This is a genomic window from Nocardia asteroides (genome assembly GCF_021183625.1).
Taxonomy (GTDB): Bacteria; Actinomycetota; Actinomycetes; order Mycobacteriales; family Mycobacteriaceae; genus Nocardia; species Nocardia asteroides_A.
On record NZ_CP089214.1, the window covers coordinates 6,492,802 to 6,512,400 of the forward strand.

Sequence of the window (19,599 nt, forward strand, 5' to 3'; positions counted from 1 at the left end):
GTGAATCCTCTTCAGCTCAGATGTGGTAGTCGTACCACTTCAGGTAGCCGCCGCCGTCGACCCGCAGCTGCGTACCGGTGACGTACCTGGCCTCCTCGGACGCCAGGTACACGATGGCGTTGCTGATGTCCTCGGGCTCGACGTAGCGGATGGGCATGGCCTGCTGGACGGCGAACACCGGTTCGGCGTCGGCGCGGGTCGGGTGCTCCAGGTCCGGCCGGAACGAGCGGTACATGGGCTCGCTCTGCAGCATCGGGGTGTTGCAGTTGGTGGGGTGCACGACGTTCGCGCGGATGCCGCGCGGCGCCAGCTGCCTGCCCAGCTCGTAGACGTAGGCGGTGAGCGCGCGCTTGGAGTGCACGTAGGCCATGCCGCCCGGATCCTTGCCCGGCTGGTCGACCTTGGAGATGTCGATCAGCGAGGCGGTGGAGCCGGTCGCGATGATCGAGGCGCCCTCGGTCAGGTGCGGCAGCGAGACGTGGATGGCGTTGATGGTGCCGATCAGGTTGGTGTTGATCACGTCGGTCCACGCCTGCAGCTGCGGCTCGCCCTTCATGCCGGCGATGCCGGCCTGGGCGACCACGATGTCCAGCTTGCCCAGCTCGCGGACGCCGTCGTCGACCGCCTTCTGCAGTTCGGACGCGATGCGCACGTCCGCCTTCGCGGTGACGATCCGGCGGCCGGTCTTGGCGACCAGTTTCGCGGTCTCCTCCAGATCCTCCGGCGTCGCCAGTGCGTACCCGACCGTCGCGATGTCCTCGCAGAGGTCGACCGCGATGATGTCGGCGCCCTCCTCGGCGAGCCGCACCGCGTGGCTGCGTCCCTGCCCGCGCGCGGCGCCGGTGATGAACGCAACCTTGCCTTCGACACGTCCCACAGCTGTCCCTCTCCCGTGACCCTCGGACGAGAATTTACCTCGCCATCGAGGAGAACGCTACTCTCCTCAGTGAAAATCTCGCAAGGTTTTCGGACTTTTCGGACAGGTCGAGGCGCTGATCCGCCGCGAATGCGCACGACAGCGTGAATGTGTTATTACCCTCAGAGGAGAATGGCATTTTCACTCGATCTCGGAGGCGACCCGCGATGCGAACCATCCCCGACGAACTCAGAGCCGGGTACGAGGCCGCGGGCTGGTGGCGCCCGGAGACGCTGGGCGAGCAGCTCACCCGCGATCTGGCCGGGCTGCGCGAGCTCCCGTTCCGGGTGCACTCGGAGGCGCGGCCCTGGTCGGGCAGCTTCGGCGAGGTGGAGCTGCTGGCCCGGCGGCTGGCCGCCGGGCTGCGGGCGCGCGGGGTCGGGCCGGGCGACACCGTCGTCTTCCAGCTGCCCAACTGGATGGAGGCGGCCGCCACCTTCTGGGCCTCGGCGTTCCTCGGCGCGGTGACCGTCCCGGTGGTGCACTTCTACGGCGCGCGCGAGCTCACGCACATCCTCGGGGTGACGAAGCCCGCGGTCTTCATCACCGCGGCGAGCTTCGGGCGGCTGGTCTTCGACCCGGAGGTGAGCGCCGGGGTGCCGATCGTCGGCGTGGTCGGCGGGGGTCCCGCGCCGGGCGGAGCGGGTTCGGCGGCGGTCGATTTCGACGCGCTCCTCGCCGCCGAGCCGCTGGCGGGCGCGCTCCCCGCCGACCCGGCCGGGCCCGCGCTGATCGCCTTCACCTCGGGGACGACCAGCGCGCCGAAGGGCGTGATCCACAGCCACCAGACGCTGGGCTGCGAGGCGCGGCAGCTCGCCGAGCAGAACAAGCTGGATCGCGGCGCCCAGCTCACCGCGACCCCGGTCGGCCACTTCATCGGGATGCTCGCGGCCTTCCTCATCCCGGTGCTGCACGGGAAGCCGGTGCACCTCACCGACGTCTGGGATCCGGGGCGGGCGCTGGCGCTCATGCGCAGCGACGGCCTCTCGGTCGGCGGCGGGCCGCCGTACTTCGTCACCAGCCTGATGGAGCACCCGGACTTCTCCCCTGAGCACATGGCGCACATGCGCTACGTGGGGCTCGGCGGCTCCACCGTGCCGCCCTCGGTCACCCGCGGGCTGGCCGATCTGGGGCTGATCCCCTTCCGCGCGTACGGCAGCACCGAGCACCCGTCGATCACCACCTCCCGCTACCACGCGCCGGAGTACGAGCGGCTCTACACCGACGGCAGGCCGATGCCGGGCGTGGAGATCCGGCTCGGCCCGGACGGCGAGATCCTCAGCCGCGGCCCCGATCTCTGCCTCGGCTACACCGACCCCGAGCTCACCGCGGCCGCCTTCGACGCCGACGGCTGGTACCACACCGGCGATATCGGGGTGCTGCACCCGGACGGCCACCTCACCATCAGCGACCGCAAGTCCGACGTCATCATCCGCGGCGGCGAGAACGTCAGCGCGATCGAGGTCGAGGAGGTGCTGGCCGGGCTGCCCGCGGTGGCCGAGGCGGCGGTGGTCGCGGTCCCGGACGCGCGCTTCGGCGAGGTGGTCGGGGCGGTGCTGCGGCTGCGGCCGGAGCACGCGCTGCCGACCGTCGACGAGATCGCCGCGCACTTCGCCGCGGCGGGCGTGGCCAGGCAGAAGTGGCCGGAGCGGGTGTTCGCCGCGGACGAGTTCCCGCGCACCGCGAGCGGCAAGGTGCAGAAACATCTCATCCGGCGGGGCATTGCCACATCCCTGTGAGGAGAATACGATTCTTCTCAGTTGCGAACGGAGATTTCATGACGACCCCCGCTCAGCCCGGAACCCCCGCATGGGACACCGAGGTCGACGTCGTGGTGCTCGGGAGCGGCGCCGCCGGCCTCACCGCCGCGCTCTCCGCCGCCGTGGCCGGTGCCTCGGTGGCGGTGTACGAGAAGGCCGAGACCGTCGGCGGCACCAGCGCGGTCTCCGGCGGCATCGCCTGGATCCCGGCGCACGACCGGGCGCCGGACGGGCCGCTCACCGTCGAGGACGCCATGGCCTACCTGGACGCGCAGTCGTTCGGGTCGATGGACGTCCCGCTGGTGGAGACCTTCGTGCGCACCGGCGGCGCGGCCGTGGATTTCGTGGAGAAGCACAGCGCGGTCCGCTTCGAGATCGCCGACGGCTTCCCGGATTACAAGCCGGAGTTGCCCGGCGGCCGCCCCGGCGGCGGCCGCTCGCTCAGCCCGATCGCCTTCGACCTGGGCACGCTCGGCGCCTGGCGGGACCGGATCACCACCTTCCCCGCGGACTGGAGCAATGTCGGCTTCGACGCCGAGACCAGGGCGCGGCTGAACGCGGGCGTCACCGACGCCAACGCCGACCTGGTGGTGGCAGGCGCCGCGCTGATCGGCGGGCTGCTCACCGGGGTGCTCGCGGCGGGCGTGGTCCCGCGCACGGGCGCCCGCGCGGTCGAGCTGGTGACGGCGGAGGGGGCCGTCACCGGCGTCCGGATCGCCACCGCGGCCGGGCTCTCCACGGTGCGCGCCCGGCGCGGGGTGATCCTGGCGACCGGCGGCTTCGAGTGGGATGCCGAGCTGGTCCGCGCCTACCTGCGCGGCCCCATGCGCGGCCCGGTCTCGCCGCCGAACAACACCGGCGACGGGCTGCGGCTGGCCATGGCGCTCGGCGCCGAGCTGGGCACCATGAGCGAGGCGTGGTGGGTGCCGGTGGTGCAGATCCCCGGCGACACCATCGAGGGGAAGCCGCGCAGCCGCAGCGTCCGGCTGGAGCGCACCCGGCCGCGCAGCATCATCGTCAACCGGGCGGGCCGCCGCTTCGTGAACGAGGCGGGCGAGTACAACGCCATGGTCGGCGCGTTCCACTACCTGGACCCGCGCGGCGGTTACGTCAACGACCCCGGCCACATCGTCTTCGACGCCGAGCACCTGCGGAGGTACGGCTTCCTCGGTGTGCCGCCCGGCGGCGAGGTGCCGGAGTGGTTCAACGAGTCGGCCGATCTCGCCGAGCTGGCCGGGCGGATCGGCGCCGACCCGGACGGCCTCACCGCCACCGTCGAGCGCTGGAACAAGACCGTCGCCGACGGCGCCGATCCGGACTTCGGCCGCGCCGCCAGCGCCTACGACGGCTACTGGGGCGATCCGGACGCCGAGCCCGCCTGGGCCAAGACCCTCGGCCCGCTGGACACCGCGCCGTACTACGCGGTTCCGGTCACCGCGGGGGCGATGGGCACCAAGGGCGGCCCGCGCACCGACGAGGACGGCCGGGTGAAGCACGTCACCGGTGCCGTGATCCCCGGGCTCTTCGCGGTCGGCAATGCCATGGCGGGCGCGACCGGGCGGGCCTACGGCGGCGCGGGCGGGACCATCGGCCCCGGCCTGGTCTTCGGCTACCGCGCCGGGCACGCCGCCGCCACCGGCTCCTCCGTCGAATCCTGAAGCAGAAGGGACCTATGCGTTGTCGGAGTACGAGAGCATCTGGAGCGACCTCCAGGGGGTGGCGTTCGAGCAGGGCTACCTCGACGCCGGAGGCGTGCGGACCCGCTACCTGCGCGCGGGCGAGGCGGGGAAGCCGACGCTGATCCTGCTGCACGGGTCGGGCGGGCACGCCGAGGCATACGTGCGCAACCTCGCCGCGCACGCCGAGCACTTCGACACCTGGTCGATCGACATGCTCGGGCACGGCTACACCGGCAGGCCGGGGCACCCGCTGGAGATCCCGCACTACGTCGCGCACCTCGCCGCCTTCCTGGATGCCATCGGCGTGCGGACCGCCTCGATCAGCGGGGAGTCGCTGGGCGGCTGGGTCGCGGCCCGGTTCGCCATCGACCACCCGGAGCGGGTGCACCGGCTGGTGCTGAACACCGCGGGCGGCTCGCAGGCCGACCCGGTGGTCATGCAGCGGATCATCACGCTCTCCATGGCCGCCGCCGCCGAGCCGACCTGGGAGACGGTGCAGGCCAGGATCAAGTGGCTGATGGCGGACAAGTCCAAGGACTACGACGACATCGTGGCGAGCAGGCAGCGCATCTACCGCCAGCCCGGCTTCGTCGACGCCATGCGCGACATCATGGCGCTGCAGGACCCGGAGATCAGGCAGCGCAACCTGCTCGGCCCGGACGAGTACGGCCGCATCACCGCGCCCGCCCTCGTCCTCTGGACCAGCGACGACCCCACCGCCGACGTCACCGAGGGCAAGCGCATCGCCTCGATGATCCCGGGCGCGCGCTTCGAGGTCATGCCGGACTGCGGGCACTGGCCGCAGTACGAGGACGCCGCCACCTTCGACGCCCTGCACCTGGGCTTCCTGCGGGAGAGCTGACGTGCCCGCCGATTACGACGTGCTGCTGGTCGGCGCCGGCCCGGTCGGGCTCACGCTGGCCAATGTGCTCGGCGGGCACGGCGTGCGCACCAGGGTGGTGGAGGAGCGGCCGACGCTCATCGACTACCCGCGCGGGGTCGGGCTGGACGACGAGTCGCTGCGCACCTTCCAGTCCATCGGGCTGGTCGAGCGGGTGCTGCCGCACACCAACCCGAACCAGATCATGCGCTTCGTGGACGGGCGGCGCAGGCTGCTGGCCGAGATCGCGCCCACCGACACCTCGTTCGGCTGGCCCAAGCGGAACGGTTTCGTGCAGCCGCTGGTCGACGCCGAGCTGCTGGCCGGGCTCGCGCGGTATCCCTCGGTCGAGGTCTCCTGGGACACCGCCATGATCGGGTGCGTCGACACCGGCGCGCACGTCGAGGTCTCGCTCGGCGACGGCAGCGTGGTGACCGCGGGGTACGTGGTCGGCTGCGACGGCGGGCGGAGCGTCACCCGCAAACAGATGGGGGTCGGCTTCGAGGGGACCACCTCGCCGACCCGCTGGCTCGTGGTCGACCTGGCCTCGGACCCGCTCGGGCACCCCAATATCGAGGTCGGCGCCGATCCCACCCGGCCCAATGTCTCGGTCTCCATCGCGCACGGCATCCGGCGCTTCGAGTTCATGATCCACGACGACGAGCCGGACGAGCTCGCCGAGGATCCCGCCTTCTTCCAGCGGATGGTGGCCTCCTTCGTGCCGTACCCGGAGCGGCTGGAGGTGATCCGGCGCCGGGTCTACACGCACCACTCCCGGATCGCGGACACCTTCCGGAAGGGGCGGCTGCTGCTGGCGGGCGACGCCGCGCACCTGATGCCGGTGTGGCAGGGCCAGGGGTACAACAGCGGCATCAGGGACGCCGCCAACCTGGGCTGGAAGCTCGCCGCGGTGGCGACCGGCAGGGCCGGGGATGCCCTGCTGGACAGCTACGACACCGAGCGCCGCAAGCACGCCCGCGCCATGATCGACCTCTCCACGCTGGTCGGGAAGGTGATCTCGCCGACCGGCAAGCGGGTGACCGCGGCGCGCGACGTGCTGGTGCGCGCGGCCGCCGCGATCCCGCCGGTGAAGTCGTACGTGCTCGGCATGCGGTTCAAGCCGATGCCGCGGTACGACACCGGCGCGGTGGTGCACACCTGGTCGCGCTCGCCGAAATCCGCCGTCGGGACGCTCTTCGTGCAGCCCCGGGTCGACACCCGCGAGCGCGCCGACGTGCTCCTCGACGACGTGCTCGGGCCGTGGTTCGCGGTGCTGTTCTGGAACAACCGGCCGCGCGAGGTGCTCGGGGAGCGGGAGTTCGCGCGCTGGAAGGCGCTCGGCGCGGTCTTCGTCGCGGCGCGGCCCTCCTGCCAGCTGCACTGGCCCGACCACGACGACCCGGACGTGCTGATCGTCGGCGACCGCACCGGCGGGCTCAAGCGCTGGTTCGACGGGCACCTGGACTCGGTGCTCTTCCTGCGCCCCGACCGCTGCATCGCGGGCGCCTCGCCCGCGCAGTACGCGCCGGAGGTCGGCGCCGCGCTGGCCGACGCGCTCGCGCTCGACCCGGAGGGGGAGCACGATGCCGCTGGCCGTGTGCTGCGTCTCGCATAGCCCCCTGCTCGAACTGCCGGGTCCGGGCCGCGAGCTGCTCGACGATGTCGAGGGGGCGCTGGAGCGGGCCGCCTGGTTCGTCCGGGAGTTCGATCCCGAACTGGTGCTGACCTTCTCGCCGGACCACTACAACGGGTTCTTCTACCGGACCATGCCCGCCTTCTGCGTCGGCACCGCGGCGAGCGGGGTCGGCGACTACGGGAGTTACGCCGGGCCGCTGGACGTCCCCGCCGAACTCGCCACCGAGCTGGCCGAGGCGGTGCTCGCCGACGGCGTCGACGTCGCGGTGTCGGTGGCCATGGAGGTGGACCACGGCACCGTGCAGCCGCTGAGCAGGCTGCTCGGCTCGGCCACCGCGCTGCCGGTGATCCCGATCTTCGTCAACGCGGTCGGGGTGCCGCTCGGGCCGCTGCACCGGGCCGCCGCGCTGGGGGCGGCGGCCGGGCGGTTCGTCGCCGGGCTCGGCAAGCGGGTGCTGATCGTCGGCTCCGGCGGGCTTTCGCACGATCCGCCGGTGCCCGCGCTGGCCACCGCCGCCGGGCCGGTGCGCGAGCGCATCGTGCACGGTGCGCCCATGTCGGCCGAGGCGCGGGCCGCCCGCCAGGAGCGGGTCGTCGCCGCCGCGCGCGAATTCGCCGCGGGGGAGGGGCCGTCCGCGCCGCTCGCACCCGAGTGGGACGCCCGATTCCTGGACGTGCTCGACCGCGGGGCTCTCGGGGAGCTCACCACCTGGGACAATGCCGAAATCACGCGTGCCGCGGGCAATTCCGCGCACGAGGTGCGCACCTGGGTCGCCGCCTTCGCCGCGCTCGCCACCCAGGGCCCCTACCGGGTGGCCGACCGCTACTACCGCGCCGCCCCCGAACTCATCGCGGGCTTCGCCGTCCGCACCGCGCTGCCGGAAGGGAGGTCGTCATGACCGAACCAGTGGAGAGAGCCGACGAGACCGTGGACGTACTCGTCGTCGGCTCCGGCGGCGGCGGTCTGACCGCCGCACTCGCCGCCGAGGCCGCGGGGCTGAAGGTGCTCGTGGTCGAGAAGGCCGCGTACTACGGCGGCTCGACCGCGCTCTCCGGCGGCGGCATCTGGGTCCCGAACGCCCCGGCCCAGCACCGCGACGGCTTCGAACTCGACCCGGACAGCGTCGTCCAGTACCTGCGCACCATCACCGAGGGGCTGGTCACCGACGAGCGGCTGCGCGCCTACGTGCACCGGTCGCCGGAGATGATGGCCTTCCTGGAGAGCCGCAGCCGCTGGCTGGAGTTCGTCTGGAAGCCCGGCTACGCCGACTACTACCCGGAGCTCCCCGGCGGCTCCGACCAGGGCAGCACCATCAACGTCCCGCCGATCGACCTGCGCGAGCTCGGCCCGGACGAGGAGCTGCTGCTCAAGCCGCTCGCGCTGGCGCCGAAGGGCATCTGGCTCGGCCCCAAGGACCTGCGGCTCTTCTACCAGGTCCGGCAGCACTGGCGCGGCAAGGCGGTGCTGGTCAAGCTGCTGTGGCGCAAGTTCCGCGCGCACGTCTTCGGCGACCGGATCGCCGCCATCGGCCAGTCGCTGGTCGCCCGGCTCCGGCTGGCGCTGCGCGAGCACGACATCCCGCTCTGGCTGAACGCCCCGATGACCGAGCTGACCACCGGCCCGGACGGCGAGGTCACCGGCGCGGTGGTCGAGCGCGACGGGGTGCCGGTGCGGATCCGCGCCGAGCGCGGCGTCATCCTCGCCACCGGCGGCTTCGACCACGACATGGAGTGGCGCAGGCGCGAGGAGCCGCTCATCGACGAGGACTGGAGCTTCGGCAACCCGCTCGCCACCGGCGACGGCATCCGCGCGGCCGAGAAGGTCGGCGCCGCCACCGATCTGATGGACGAGTCCTGGTGGTTCCCCTCCATCCAGTGGCCGGACGGCCGGATGCAGTTCCTGCTCAACGAGCGGATGATGCCCGCCCAGTTCATCGTCAACGGCAACGGCGAGCGGTACATCAACGAGGCGGCGCCGTACATGGACTTCGGCCACGCCATGCTGGCCGGCCAGCGGACCGGCGTCGACCACATCCCGAGCTGGCTGATCACCGACCACCGCTCGTGGAACCGCTACGTCGTCGCCGGGCACCTCCCGCTGCCGAAGATCCCGTTCGCGCCGGTCCCCACCGGGCGCAAGATTCCGCAGGCGTGGCTGGACTCCGGCGTCGTGGTCGCGGCGAACTCCATCGAGGAGCTGGCCGCGAAGATCGGCGTGCCGCCGGAGCGGCTGCGCGCCACCGCCGACCGCTTCAACGAGCTCGCGAACTCGGGCCACGACGACGACTTCGACCGCGGCGACAGCGTCTACGACAACTACTACGGCGACCCCACCCTGCCCAACCCCAACCTGGCCCCGCTGCGCAAACCCCCGTACTACGCCTTCCGCATGGTGCTCGGCGACCTCGGTACCTCCGGCGGGCTGCGCACCGACGAGCACGCCCGCGTCCTGCGCCCCGACGGCAGCGTCGTCCCCGGCCTCTACGCCACCGGCAACACCGCGGCGCCGGTCATGGGCCGCTCCTACGCGGGCGCCGGCGCCACCATCGGCCCGGCCATGACCTTCGGCTACATCGCCGCCGAACACCTCACCGGGGCGGGCAGATGACGATCGGTGAGCTGTGGCGCTACGACGGCCGCCGCGCCGTCGTCACCGGCTGCGCCTCGGGGATCGGCGCACAGGTTGCGCGGCAGGTGCGCGAGCTGGGCGGCACCGTGATCGGCCTCGACCTCGCCGAACCGGCCACCGAGCTGGACGGCTTCCACCGCGTGGACATGGCCGACCCCGCCGCCATCGACGCGGCCGTCGCCGAGCTGGGCCCGGTGGACGCGCTGTTCAACGTCGCGGGCGTCTCCTCCGGCATCGGCGACCCGCCGAAGGTCGTCGCCATCAACTTCCTCGGCCTGCGCCACCTCACCGAGGCCCTGCTGCCGGGGCTGCGGCAGGGCGCGACCATCGCCAGCGTCTCCTCCCTGGCCGCCGCGAACTGGCTCGAGCACCGCGCCCAGACCACCGGGCTGCTCGACACCGAGGACTTCGAGGCCGGACAAGCCTGGTGCGCGGCCAACCCCGAGGCGCTCGAGGACGGCGGCTACCGCCTGTCGAAGGAAGCGATCATCCACTACACCGCCCGCGCCGCCGCCCCGCTCGGCGCGCGCGGCATCCGCGTCAACTGCACCGGCCCGGGCGTCACCGAGACCCCGATCCTGGACCAGCTGCGCACCGCCTACGGCGACCAGTACCTCGACACCATCCCGAAGCCGCTCGACGGCCGCGTCTCGGACCCGGCCGAGCAGGCGGCGGTGCTGGTGTTTCTCAACAGCGCGGCGGCGAGCTATGTGACCGGCCAGGTGATCTGGGTGGATGGCGGCAACGTTGCAGGACGCCTTGCATGAAAACCTCGGAAGGACAACGACAGTGGCAAGCTTGACCGATTTCCGGAAGCTCGGCGACGAGGTTCGAAACTGGGGCCGGTGGGGCGCCGCCGACGAACTCGGCACGCTCAACTTCATCACCCCGGAGAAGGTGGCCCAGGCCGCCGGGCTGGTGCGGCACGGGAAGGTGTTCCCGCTCGGCGTCGACTTCGGCTCCTCCGGCCCGCAGGGCGCCTTCAAGTTCCGGCACAACCCGGTGCACGTGATGACCGTGGACGGCGGCGACGTCACCGCGCTCACCGAGTACGGCCCGAAGTGGCTGCGCAACAGCGTCGGCGCCGAGGTCGCGGGGTTCTTCGCGGACAATCCGTTCCGCTTCAACGACGACATGATCATCATGCCGCTGCAGGCCGCCACCCAGTGGGACGCGCTCTCGCACGTCTACTACGACGAGAAGCTCTACAACGGCTTCCCGGCCGCCTCGGTGACCAGCTTCGGCGCCTTCCACTGCGGCATCGACAAGGTGGACGGCAAGGGCATCACCAGCCGCGGCGTCCTGCTCGACCTGGTGAAGCACCGCGGCGCCGACACCTGGCTGCCCGGCGGCGAGCCGATCACCCCGGACGAGCTGGACGAGGTCGCCAAGCGGCAGGGCGTCGAGGTCGGCCGCGGCGACATCGTGCTGGTGCGCACCGGCTGGTGGGCCCGGTTCGAGGAGGCCGGCGACGGCGCCGAGCCCTACTCCGGGCTGGACTGGCGCTGCGCCAAGTGGCTGCACGAGCGCGAGGTCGCCGCGGTGGCCGCGGACAACCTCATGGTCGAGGACCCGGTCTCCGGCGTCGAGGGCACCTTCCTGCCCATGCACATGCTCTGCCTGCGCGACATGGGGCTGATGCTCGGCGAGTACTGGGACCTGACCGCGCTCGCCGCGGACTGCGCCGCCGACGGCGTCTACGAGTTCCAGCTGGTCGCCCCGCCACTGCGGGTGGTCGGCGCGGTCGGCTCCCCGCTGAATCCCATCGCCATCAAGTAGATGAAGGAGGTAGCGGCCATGACCGCGAGCACCACCCCGGTGACCACCGGAGCGCACCGCGCCGACGGCCGCCCCTTCGTGGTCGGGATCGGCGGCACGCTGCGCGCCGGGTCGTCGACCGAGCGCGCGCTGCGGCACTGCCTGGCCGCGGTCGAGCGCAACGGCGGCGAGACCGCGCTCTTCGCCGGCCCCGACATCGACCTGCCCATGTACAGCCCGCACGACCCCGCGCGCACCGCCGAGGCGGCCGCGCTGGTGACGGCGCTGCGCCGGGCCGACGCGGTGGTGATCGCCTCGCCCGGCTACCACGGCGGCGTCTCCGGGCTGGTCAAGAACGCGCTCGACTACATCGAGGACCTGCGCGGCGACCCGGTCGTCTACCTGGACAACAAGCCGCTCGGCTGCATCACCTGCGCCTACGGCTGGCAGGCCGCGGTCGGCACGCTCGGGCAGCTGCGGGTGATCGGGCACGCGCTGCGCGCCTGGCCAACCCCGCTCGGCGTCGCCATCAACTCCGCCGAGCCGGTCTGGGATGCCGCGGGCGAGCTGGTCGACGAGACGGTGCGCGGCCAGCTCGAGCTGCTCGCCACCCAGCTGCTCGCCTTCGCGGGGAGCCGCGCGTGATCGCCGAGCGCAGGACCCTGCTGGTGGACGGTGCCCGCACCAGCTATCTGGAGGCGGGCGCCGGTGAGCCGGTGGTGCTGCTGCACGGCGGCGAGTTCGGCGCCGGCGCCGAGGTGGGCTGGGAGTTCACCGTGAACGCGCTGGCCAGGCGGTACCGGGTGCTCGCCCCGGACATGCTCGGCTTCGGCGAGTCCGCCAAGGTGGTCGACTTCACCGACGGCCGCGGGCTGCGGATCCGGCACATCGCGCGCTTCCTCGCGCTGCTCGGCATCGAGTCGGCGCACTTCGTCGGCAACTCCATGGGCGCGATCAACCTGCTCGCCGACGCCACCGCCGAGCGGCCGAAGCTGCCGCTGCGCAGCCTGGTGGCGATCTGCGGCGGCGGCGAGATCCAGCGCAACGAGCACATGGCCGCGCTCTACGACTACGACGGCTCGCTGCCCGGCATGCGCCGGATCGTGACGGCGCTCTTCCACGGCGGCTCCTACCCCGCCGACGAGGGGTATGTGCGCCGTCGGTACGAATCCAGCATCGCGCCGGGTGCGTGGGAGGCGCTGGCGGCGGCCCGGTTCCGGCGTCCGGGGCTGGAGCCGCCCGCCGCGCCGTCCACCGAGCGCGCCTACCACCGCATCGGGGTTCCGGTGCTCGTGGTCGAGGGCGGCGCGGACAAGCTGCTTCCCCCCGGCTGGGCGGCCGAGCTCGCCGCGCTGCTCCCGGACGGCCGCTCCGCGGTGGTGCCAGGCGCCGGGCACTGCCCGCAGATCGAGCGGCCGGAGATCGTGAACGCGCTGCTCCTGGACTTCCTCGCGAACTGCGCGAAGACCGACTCCCGGAAGGAGATCTCGGCATGAGCGAATCAGGCCAGGAAGCGGAGAATGGCCACGGCGGGTCTTCGCTCGTGCCGGATGGTCGCGGCACGGGCGATCTGGCGGGCAAGGTCGCCGTGGTCACCGGGGGAGCGGCCGGGATCGGCCGGGCCGTGGTGGCGCGGTTCGTGGCCGAGGGCGCGCGGGTGGTCGTCGGCGACCTGGACCCCGAGCGCGGGGCCGAGTCGATCGCCGGGCTCGGCGCGGCCGCGGTATTCCAGACCACCGACGTCTCCGACCCCGAGCAGGTGGAGGCGCTGGTCCGCAGGGCGACAACCGATTTCGGCGCCCTGCACATCATGGTGAACAACGCGGGCATCTCCGGCCGGATGCACAAGAGCATCCTGCACGACGACCTGGCCGACTTCCACCGCGTGCTCGGCGTGAACCTGCTCGGCGTCATGGCGGGCACCAGGCACGCCGCGCGGCACATGGCCGAGCACGGCGGCGGCTCGATCATCAACCTCTCCTCGATCGGCGGCATCCAGGCGGGCGGCGGCGTGCAGACCTACCGCGCCTCCAAGGCCGCGGTGATCCACTACACCCACTCCGCCGCGATCGAGCTGGCGCAGTTCGACATCCGGGTGAACTGCCTGGCGCCGGGCAATATCCCGACCTCGCTGCTCTCCTCGTCCGGCAGCGGCATGTCCGACGCGGCGCGGGAGAAATTCACCCGGCTGGCCCGCGAGGCCATGCACAACGACCGCCCGCTGCGCCGCGACGGGACGCCGGAGGACGTGGCGGAGGCCGCCGTCTATCTGGCGAGCGAACGCGCTCGCTACGTCACCGGGACGGTGCTGCCGATCGACGGCGGCACCCGCGCGGGCAAGCCCCTGGCCAAGCAGTTCGACAAGGCAGCCGCGCGCTGACCCCCGAGGGAGAGAACCAATGAAAGTCACCGTCGATCAGATCAAGTGCGTCGCGGCCGGGCACTGCGTGATGCACGCGGAGGAGGTCTTCGACCAGCGCGACGACGACGGCATCGTCGAACTGCTCGATCCGAACCCGCCCGAAGAGCTCGCCGACGAGGTGCGCCAGGCGGCGGCGGTCTGCCCCGCCATGGCGATCCACGTCGAGGAATGAATTCCCCCACCCTCCAGGAGTGAACCGTGACCGAAACAGCCACCAGCAGCGTGACCGCGGAGGTGCCCGAGTACCCGATGGTGCGCTCCGCCGGCTGCCCCTTCGCCCCGCCCGAGCAGGCCCTGAGCATGGGGCGGGCCCGCCCGCTGAACCGGGTGCGGATCTGGGACGGCAGCACGCCGTGGCTGGTCACCGGCCACGCCGAGTTCAAGGAGCTGATGTCGGACCCGCGGGTCAGCGTGAACGACAAGGTGCCCGGCTTCCCGTACTGGAACGAGGGCATGAAGGCGATCAAGGACTCCAGGCCGAAATCGCTCTTCACCACCGACGGCGAGGAGCACCAGCGCTACCGCCGGATGCTCACCAAGCCGTTCACCTTCAAGCGGGTCAAGCAGCTCCGCGACGTGATCCAGCAGGTCACCGACGAGCACATCGACGCCATGCTGGCCGGGCCGCAGCCCGCCGACCTGGTCGCGGCGCTGGCCCTGCCGGTGCCGACGCTGATGATCAGCGAGATGCTCGGCGTCCCCTACGCCGACCACGAGTTCTTCCAGCAGCACGCCAGCGCCAACGTCGACCGCTTCGCCACCAAGGAGCAGGCCGAGGCCGGGCGCAGCACCCTGGCCCGCTACCTGGTCGAGCTGGTGAAGCAGAAGCTGGAGGAGCCGGCCGAGGACGCGCTCTCCGACATCGCCGAGCGGGTGCGGGCCGGCGAGATCGATATGCGCGAGGCCGCCCAGCTCGGCACCGGGCTGCTCATCGCCGGCCACGAGACCAGCGCGAACATGATCTCGCTCGGCGTCCTCGCGCTGCTGCACAATCCGGAGCAGTGGGAGCTGCTGCGCACCAGCGACGACCCGAAGCTGGTCGCGAGCGCGGTCGAGGAGCTGCTGCGCTACCTCAGCGTCATCCAGAACGGGCAGCGCCGGGTGGCGCTGGAGGACATCGAGATCGCGGGTGTCACGGTCCGGGCGGGCGAGGGGATGATCTTCGACCTGGCCCCGGCGAACTGGGACGAGAAGGCATGGGAGCAGCCGGAGCGGCTCGATATCACCCGGCCCGCGCTGCAGCACGTCGGCTTCGGCTTCGGGCCGCACCAGTGCGTCGGGCAGCAGCTGGCCAGGGCCGAGCTGCAGATCGTCTTCGGCACGCTGGCGCGGCGGATTCCCACACTGCGCCTTGCGATTCCGTTCGAGGAGGTCGAGTTCAAGCACGACCGGCTCGCCTTCGGCGTCTATGCGCTGCCGGTCGCCTGGTAGGGACGGCGGAGCGGCGCGCACGTGTTGTGCGCCACTGCGCGTCACCGTACAATGCGCCGCCGCGCCGAGTATAGTGCCCTGATGCACACCAGTGAGGAGCAGCAGCCCGCTTGGAAGGCGCGTGCCGTGGAGCGGTCGCTGCGCACCGCGACGCAGCGGGCGGGCGACCGGGTGCAGAAGTTCCTGGACGCCGCGCAGGCCATCATCACCGAGAAGGGGAGCACCGACTTCACGGTGCAGGAGGTGGTCGACCGCTCCCGGCAGTCGTTGCGCAGCTTCTACCTGCAATTCGACGGCAAGCACGAGCTGCTGCTCGCGCTCTACGAGGACGCGGTCGGCCGCACCGCCGCGCAGATCAGGGCCGCCACCGGCACCGCCGACGACCCGGTGGCGAAGCTGCGCACCGCCGTCGAGCTGCTGTTCCAGCTCTGCCGTCCGGACCCGGAGGCGCGGCGCCCGCTCTTCACCGAGTTCGCGCCGCAGCTGATCGGCTCGCACCCGAACGCGGTGCGCTCGGCGCACACGGCGCTGTTCACGCTCTTCGCCGACCTGCTCGTCGAGGCGCAGGAGGCGGGCGCGCTCGTGCCCGACGGCAACCCGCGCAGGCTGGCCGCGCTGACCATGCAGACGGTCATGTTCATCGCGCAGCCGTCGGACACCGACGGCGATCCCGACCCGATCACCGCCGACGAGGTCTGGCGCTTCTGCGCGCACGGCATCGCCGCCCGCTGATCTCCCCGCTCCCCAGAGGCCCCGGTTCGCCGGGGCCTTTTCGTTTCTCTCCGAACCGCGAGAGAATGCGACTCTCGTCATTAGAGAAGGTGCGTTACACTGGCGTTCGCTGTTCTCCAGAGAGGCGAATCCCTGTGACCACCAGTGCGGCCAGCGACGTGTACTACGACCCGTACGACGTCGAGCTCAACGCGGACCCCTTCCCGATGTTCAAGCGGCTGCGCGACCAGCTGCCGCTCTACTACAACGAGAAGCACGATTTCTACGCCATCAGCCGATGGGCGGACGTCAACGCGGCACTGATCGACCACGCCACCTACAGCTCCGCCAAGGGTGCGATCATCGAGTTGATCAAGGCCGACATCGAGATCCCGCCCGGCGTGGTGATCTTCGAGGATCCGCCGATCCACGACATCCACCGCGGGCTGCTGTCCCGGATGTTCACCCCGCGCAAGATCCAGGCGCTGGAGGCACAGATCCGGCAGTACTGCGTGGACAGCCTGGAGCCGCACGTCGGCACCGGCAAGCTCGACTTCATCGCCGACATCGGCGCGCAGATGCCGATGCGCACCATCGGCCTGCTGCTCGGCATCCCGGAGCAGGACCAGGAGGCCATCCGGGACTTCGCCAACGAGCAGATGCGCACCGAGGAGGGCAAGCCGATGAAGGCGGCCTCCGAGGGCATGGACACCGGCGACATCTTCTCCGCCTACATCGACTGGCGGGTGGAGAACCCCGCCGACGACATCATGACCGAGCTGCTCAACGTCGAGTTCGAGGACCACACCGGGCAGTGGCGCAAGCTCACCCGCACCGAGCTGCTCACCTACGTGAACGTCGTCTCCGGCGCGGGCAACGAGACCACCACCCGGCTCATCGGCTGGGCCGGGCGGGTGCTCGCCGACCACCCGGACCAGCGCCGCAGGCTGGTCGAGAACCCGAAGCTCATTCCCAAGGCCGTCGAGGAGCTGCTGCGCTTCCAGCCGCCAGCCCCGCACGTCGCGCGCTACGTCACCCGCGACGTCGAGCTGCACGGGCAGACCGTGCCGGCGGGCAGCGCCATGATGATGCTGATCGGCGCCGCCAACCGCGACGAGCGGCAGTTCGCGCCCGACGGTGACGTCTTCGACATCGACCGGGATACCCGTGGGCACCTGTCGTTCAGCGTCGGCACGCACTTCTGCCTCGGCTCCGCGCTGGCGCGGTTGGAGGGGCGGATCGCGCTCGAGGAGATCCTGAAGCGGTTCCCGGAGTGGGAGGTGGACTCGAGCGCCGCCCGGCTCTCGCCCACCTCCACCGTGCGCGGGTGGGAGACGCTGCCCACCTTCACCCGCTGAAGGGTCCCGCCTTCGCGAACAGCGCGGTGCGGCGGATCGTTGCCGGTATCGCAGCCTGCGGTGTGCGCCGCGCGAGGGTGCGGTGCGCGTGGCGTGCGGGACTTCGGCGTCATACCGTGCAGCGCGCGCCGGGCTCCGGGGTTCGCAGCTCGATCAGGTAGGCGGCGACGGCGTCGTTGACGCATCGGCTGGTGCCGCCGAGCGCCACCGTGTGCTGCTCTGCCTCCACCGTGAGCAGCGCGCCGCCGAGGGTGTTCGCGAGGCTCACGCCGCCGTCGTAGGGGGTGGTGGGGTCGCCGGTGATGGCGATGGTCAGGGTGGGCGGGAGGTTCTCGATGCCGGTGGCGTAGGGGTAGCCGAGGGTGGGTTCGGCGGGCCAGGATTCGCAGGGGTCGCGGGCGCCGTCGGGGCCGAGGCCGGTATCGAGGAACGGGGCCACCTGCTGAATTCGGCCCTTCAGCTCGACCTCCTGCTCCGGGGTGTGCCGCTGTTCATCGAGGCAGTTGATGGCGAAGAGCGCCTCGGTGAAGTTGCCGTAGCGGCCGTCCGCGCCGCGGCCGCCGAACGCGTCGCCGAGCGCGGCCAGGGTGGTGCCCTCGCCGGCGCGGAGTTCGGTGAGCCCCTTCCAGATCACCGGCCAGGCCCTGGCGTCGTAGAGCCCGGCGACCACGCTGCCGACGGCGCCGTCGTACTCCATCGGGCGGCCGTCCGCGAGGGTGATCGGGCGCTCGATGAGTGGCCGGGTCAGTGCCTGGAAGGCGGCGGTGGCCTGGGCGGGATCGGGGCCGAGCGGGCAGTCCGGGGTGGCGGCGCAGGCGGTGGCCATCACGTCGAAGGAGCGCTGGAACCCGGCGTACTGGGTGAGCCTGCGCTCGTCGGTGCCCTTCAGCGGGTCGATCGCGCTGTCCAGGACGAGCGCGCGCACCCGCTCCGGGAAGGTCTCGGCGTAGACCGCGCCGAGCCGGGTGCCGTAGCTCTGGCCGAGGAAGTTCAGCTTCTCGTCGCCGAGCGCGGCACGCAGAATGTCCATGTCGCGCACGGCATCCCTGGTCCCGAGGTGTGCCAGGACGTCCTCCCCGCCGGAGCCTGCGGCGCAGCGCTCGACCACCCGGCGGGTGTCGTCCGCGGTGAGCGTCTTCGGGCCGATCAGCACCGAGGTGATCGCCTGCCCGGCGTCGATCTCGGCGTCGGTGAAGCAATCCACCGCCGGGGCCGAGGCCCCGACCCCGCGCGGGTCGAAGCCGATCAGGTCGAAGCGCTCGGTCACCGGGCTCTGCGCCAGCGTCTGCGCGCCGACCGCGGCCATGCTCATGCCGGGGCCGCCCGGCCCGCCGGGGTTGAGCAGCAGCGAGCCGAGCCGCTCGCCGCGTGCCGGTGCCTTCAGCACCGCGATGCTCAGGGTGCGGCCGTCGGGGTCGGTGTGGTCCAGCGGCACCTCGAGCCGGGCGCACTGCAGCGCCGGATCGCCGGCGAACGCCTGTTCGTCGGCGGCCGTCGTGGCGTACCCGGCGCACGGGCCGAAGGTGAGTTGCTGGCCGTAGAAGCGGTCCAGGTCCGGTGGTGCGTCGGCGCTGCAGGCGGCGAGGCCGAGCAGCAGCGGTAGCGTGGCGAGCAGGGCGAACTTACGCATGGGTGTCCCCTCGGTCGGTCTTCATCGCGAGGCCGATGAGCCGCATGACGTCGAGCTGGGCCGGGTTGTAGAGGTCGCGCATGGCGACGCCGATGGTCTGGGCGGCGCGCTGCGGGGGCAGGTCGAGCTCGCGCATGTCCGGGTGCGCGGCGAGCAGTTGCCGGATCCGCGGCACCATGCGCTCGGCCAGGTCGCGGCGGGTCGCGGGGTCGGCGTCGGCGGGCAGGTCGTCGAACTCGCGGTCGACCGCGGTCGGTTCGTCGGAGCGGATCAGCTCGGCGTAGGCGTCGAGCTGGTCGCCGGTGAGCAGCCTGCTCAGCACCGTCACCATGCCGCGGTCGGCGCTGGTGAGGTCGGCCTCGGCCGCGGCCAGCGCCAGCTCCGGCGGCAGGTCGGTCGGCGGCGCGTGCCGCAGCAGCAGCTGCAACTCGACCCTGGCCCGTTGCAGCCGTTCGATGGTGGCCGCCAGCTCGTTGTCCAGCGCGCGCAGCGCCGCCTCCGGGTGCTCGTTGGCGTCGCCCATCTCGGCGATCTGCGGCAGCGAGAAGCCGAGCTCGGTCAGCCGCTTGATCTGTAGCAGCCGCACCAGGTGGGTGACGCCGTAGTGCTTGTAGTTGTTGCTGCCCCGCTCGGGCTCGGGCAGCAGCCCGACCTCGTGGTAGTGCCGCACCGTGCGCAGGCTGGTCCCGGCGAGCTCGGCGAGCTGCCTGGTGCTCCACCCCATGCTGTCCTCCTCGGGTCGGTCGGTGCGGCCAGTCTGGGGTGTGCCGCAGCGGCACAGTCAAGGGTG

18 protein-coding genes are annotated in these 19,599 nt (G+C 71.9%); 15 read left to right on the forward strand and 3 right to left on the reverse strand.

The features are described 5' to 3' along the window. Positions 1 to 16: 16 nt before the first annotated feature. Positions 17 to 877: a mycofactocin-coupled SDR family oxidoreductase gene (locus LTT61_RS30025; RefSeq protein WP_233017374.1), complete on the reverse strand. Its 861-nt coding sequence runs from the start codon at positions 875 to 877 to the stop codon at positions 17 to 19. Between the two features lie 206 nt (positions 878 to 1,083). Here LTT61_RS30025 and LTT61_RS30030 point away from each other — a divergent pair, with 206 nt between their 5' ends. The 15 genes from LTT61_RS30030 to LTT61_RS30100 all read left to right on the forward strand — a co-directional run bounded on the left by LTT61_RS30030 (position 1,084) and on the right by LTT61_RS30100 (position 17,179). Beyond that, positions 1,084 to 2,655 carry an AMP-binding protein gene (locus tag LTT61_RS30030; RefSeq protein WP_233017375.1) on the forward strand — a complete coding sequence of 524 codons (1,572 nt, stop codon included), beginning with the start codon at positions 1,084 to 1,086 and terminating at the stop codon, positions 2,653 to 2,655. Positions 2,656 to 2,693: 38 nt separating this feature from the next. After that, entirely contained in the window at positions 2,694 to 4,334 is a 1,641-nt protein-coding gene (locus LTT61_RS30035; protein ID WP_233017376.1) for an FAD-dependent oxidoreductase, read from the forward strand. 19 nt (positions 4,335 to 4,353) lie between these two features. Further along, a complete protein-coding gene (locus LTT61_RS30040) occupies positions 4,354 to 5,217 on the forward strand; it encodes an alpha/beta fold hydrolase (RefSeq protein ID WP_233017377.1) in 864 nt (287 codons plus the stop codon). A gap of 1 nt (position 5,218) precedes the next feature. Continuing rightward, positions 5,219 to 6,850 (forward strand): bifunctional 3-(3-hydroxy-phenyl)propionate/3-hydroxycinnamic acid hydroxylase, encoded by a 1,632-nt coding sequence (locus LTT61_RS30045; RefSeq protein WP_233017378.1) that lies wholly within the window; start codon positions 5,219 to 5,221, stop codon positions 6,848 to 6,850. Next, on the forward strand, positions 6,819 to 7,769 hold the full coding sequence (locus LTT61_RS30050; RefSeq protein WP_233017379.1) for a 3-carboxyethylcatechol 2,3-dioxygenase: 951 nt from the start codon (positions 6,819 to 6,821) through the stop codon (positions 7,767 to 7,769). The genes LTT61_RS30045 and LTT61_RS30050 overlap by 32 nt, the downstream gene beginning before the upstream one ends. Continuing rightward, the gene (locus tag LTT61_RS30055) at positions 7,766 to 9,478 is read left to right on the forward strand and encodes an FAD-binding protein (RefSeq protein ID WP_233017380.1); all 1,713 of its coding nucleotides are present in this window, start codon (positions 7,766 to 7,768) and stop codon (positions 9,476 to 9,478) included. Before LTT61_RS30050 ends, LTT61_RS30055 begins: the two co-directional genes overlap by 4 nt. Next, on the forward strand, positions 9,475 to 10,266 hold the full coding sequence (locus LTT61_RS30060; protein ID WP_233017381.1) for a coniferyl-alcohol dehydrogenase: 792 nt from the start codon (positions 9,475 to 9,477) through the stop codon (positions 10,264 to 10,266). Before LTT61_RS30055 ends, LTT61_RS30060 begins: the two co-directional genes overlap by 4 nt. Before the next feature lie 22 nt (positions 10,267 to 10,288). Further along, complete coding sequence (locus LTT61_RS30065; RefSeq protein WP_233017382.1) at positions 10,289 to 11,278, forward strand: cyclase family protein; 990 nt, start codon at positions 10,289 to 10,291, stop codon at positions 11,276 to 11,278. An 18-nt stretch (positions 11,279 to 11,296) separates the two neighbouring features. Beyond that, complete coding sequence (locus LTT61_RS30070; protein ID WP_233017383.1) at positions 11,297 to 11,902, forward strand: NADPH-dependent FMN reductase; 606 nt, start codon at positions 11,297 to 11,299, stop codon at positions 11,900 to 11,902. After that, positions 11,899 to 12,753 (forward strand): alpha/beta fold hydrolase, encoded by an 855-nt coding sequence (locus LTT61_RS30075; RefSeq protein WP_233017384.1) that lies wholly within the window; start codon positions 11,899 to 11,901, stop codon positions 12,751 to 12,753. The genes LTT61_RS30070 and LTT61_RS30075 overlap by 4 nt, the downstream gene beginning before the upstream one ends. Continuing rightward, positions 12,750 to 13,637: an SDR family NAD(P)-dependent oxidoreductase gene (locus LTT61_RS30080; RefSeq protein WP_233017385.1), complete on the forward strand. Its 888-nt coding sequence runs from the start codon at positions 12,750 to 12,752 to the stop codon at positions 13,635 to 13,637. Before LTT61_RS30075 ends, LTT61_RS30080 begins: the two co-directional genes overlap by 4 nt. A gap of 19 nt (positions 13,638 to 13,656) precedes the next feature. Continuing rightward, positions 13,657 to 13,851, forward strand: coding sequence for a ferredoxin (locus tag LTT61_RS30085; RefSeq protein WP_233017386.1), 195 nt, complete (start codon positions 13,657 to 13,659; stop codon positions 13,849 to 13,851). Between the two features lie 26 nt (positions 13,852 to 13,877). After that, positions 13,878 to 15,110 carry a cytochrome P450 gene (locus LTT61_RS30090; protein WP_420094712.1) on the forward strand — a complete coding sequence of 411 codons (1,233 nt, stop codon included), beginning with the start codon at positions 13,878 to 13,880 and terminating at the stop codon, positions 15,108 to 15,110. An 81-nt stretch (positions 15,111 to 15,191) separates the two neighbouring features. Further along, positions 15,192 to 15,842, forward strand: coding sequence for a TetR/AcrR family transcriptional regulator (locus tag LTT61_RS30095; protein ID WP_233017387.1), 651 nt, complete (start codon positions 15,192 to 15,194; stop codon positions 15,840 to 15,842). 134 nt (positions 15,843 to 15,976) lie between these two features. Then, complete coding sequence (locus LTT61_RS30100; protein ID WP_233017388.1) at positions 15,977 to 17,179, forward strand: cytochrome P450; 1,203 nt, start codon at positions 15,977 to 15,979, stop codon at positions 17,177 to 17,179. Between the two features lie 109 nt (positions 17,180 to 17,288). Here the strand turns inward: LTT61_RS30100 and LTT61_RS30105 are convergent, their stop codons facing one another. Beyond that, entirely contained in the window at positions 17,289 to 18,809 is a 1,521-nt protein-coding gene (locus LTT61_RS30105) for an alpha/beta fold hydrolase (protein WP_233017389.1), read from the reverse strand. Further along, the gene (locus LTT61_RS30110; RefSeq protein ID WP_233017390.1) at positions 18,802 to 19,533 is read right to left on the reverse strand and encodes a MerR family transcriptional regulator; all 732 of its coding nucleotides are present in this window, start codon (positions 19,531 to 19,533) and stop codon (positions 18,802 to 18,804) included. The genes LTT61_RS30105 and LTT61_RS30110 overlap by 8 nt, the downstream gene beginning before the upstream one ends. Positions 19,534 to 19,599 lie beyond the last annotated feature (66 nt).

What these genes read in the sequence shown, in the direction of transcription:
- LTT61_RS30030 (WP_233017375.1), top strand. Translation starts at nt 1,084, where the DNA reads ATGCGAACCATCCCCGACGAACTCAGAGCCGGGTACGAGGCCGCGGGC.
- LTT61_RS30035 (WP_233017376.1), top strand. Translation starts at nt 2,694, where the DNA reads ATGACGACCCCCGCTCAGCCCGGAACCCCCGCATGGGACACCGAGGTC.
- LTT61_RS30050 (WP_233017379.1), top strand. Translation starts at nt 6,819, where the DNA reads ATGCCGCTGGCCGTGTGCTGCGTCTCGCATAGCCCCCTGCTCGAACTG.
- LTT61_RS30055 (WP_233017380.1), top strand. Translation starts at nt 7,766, where the DNA reads ATGACCGAACCAGTGGAGAGAGCCGACGAGACCGTGGACGTACTCGTC.
- LTT61_RS30060 (WP_233017381.1), top strand. Translation starts at nt 9,475, where the DNA reads ATGACGATCGGTGAGCTGTGGCGCTACGACGGCCGCCGCGCCGTCGTC.
- LTT61_RS30070 (WP_233017383.1), top strand. Translation starts at nt 11,297, where the DNA reads ATGACCGCGAGCACCACCCCGGTGACCACCGGAGCGCACCGCGCCGAC.
- LTT61_RS30080 (WP_233017385.1), top strand. Translation starts at nt 12,750, where the DNA reads ATGAGCGAATCAGGCCAGGAAGCGGAGAATGGCCACGGCGGGTCTTCG.
- LTT61_RS30085 (WP_233017386.1), top strand. Translation starts at nt 13,657, where the DNA reads ATGAAAGTCACCGTCGATCAGATCAAGTGCGTCGCGGCCGGGCACTGC.
- LTT61_RS30095 (WP_233017387.1), top strand. Translation starts at nt 15,192, where the DNA reads ATGCACACCAGTGAGGAGCAGCAGCCCGCTTGGAAGGCGCGTGCCGTG.
- LTT61_RS30105 (WP_233017389.1), bottom strand. Translation starts at nt 18,809, where the DNA reads ATGCGTAAGTTCGCCCTGCTCGCCACGCTACCGCTGCTGCTCGGCCTC.
- LTT61_RS30110 (WP_233017390.1), bottom strand. Translation starts at nt 19,533, where the DNA reads ATGGGGTGGAGCACCAGGCAGCTCGCCGAGCTCGCCGGGACCAGCCTG.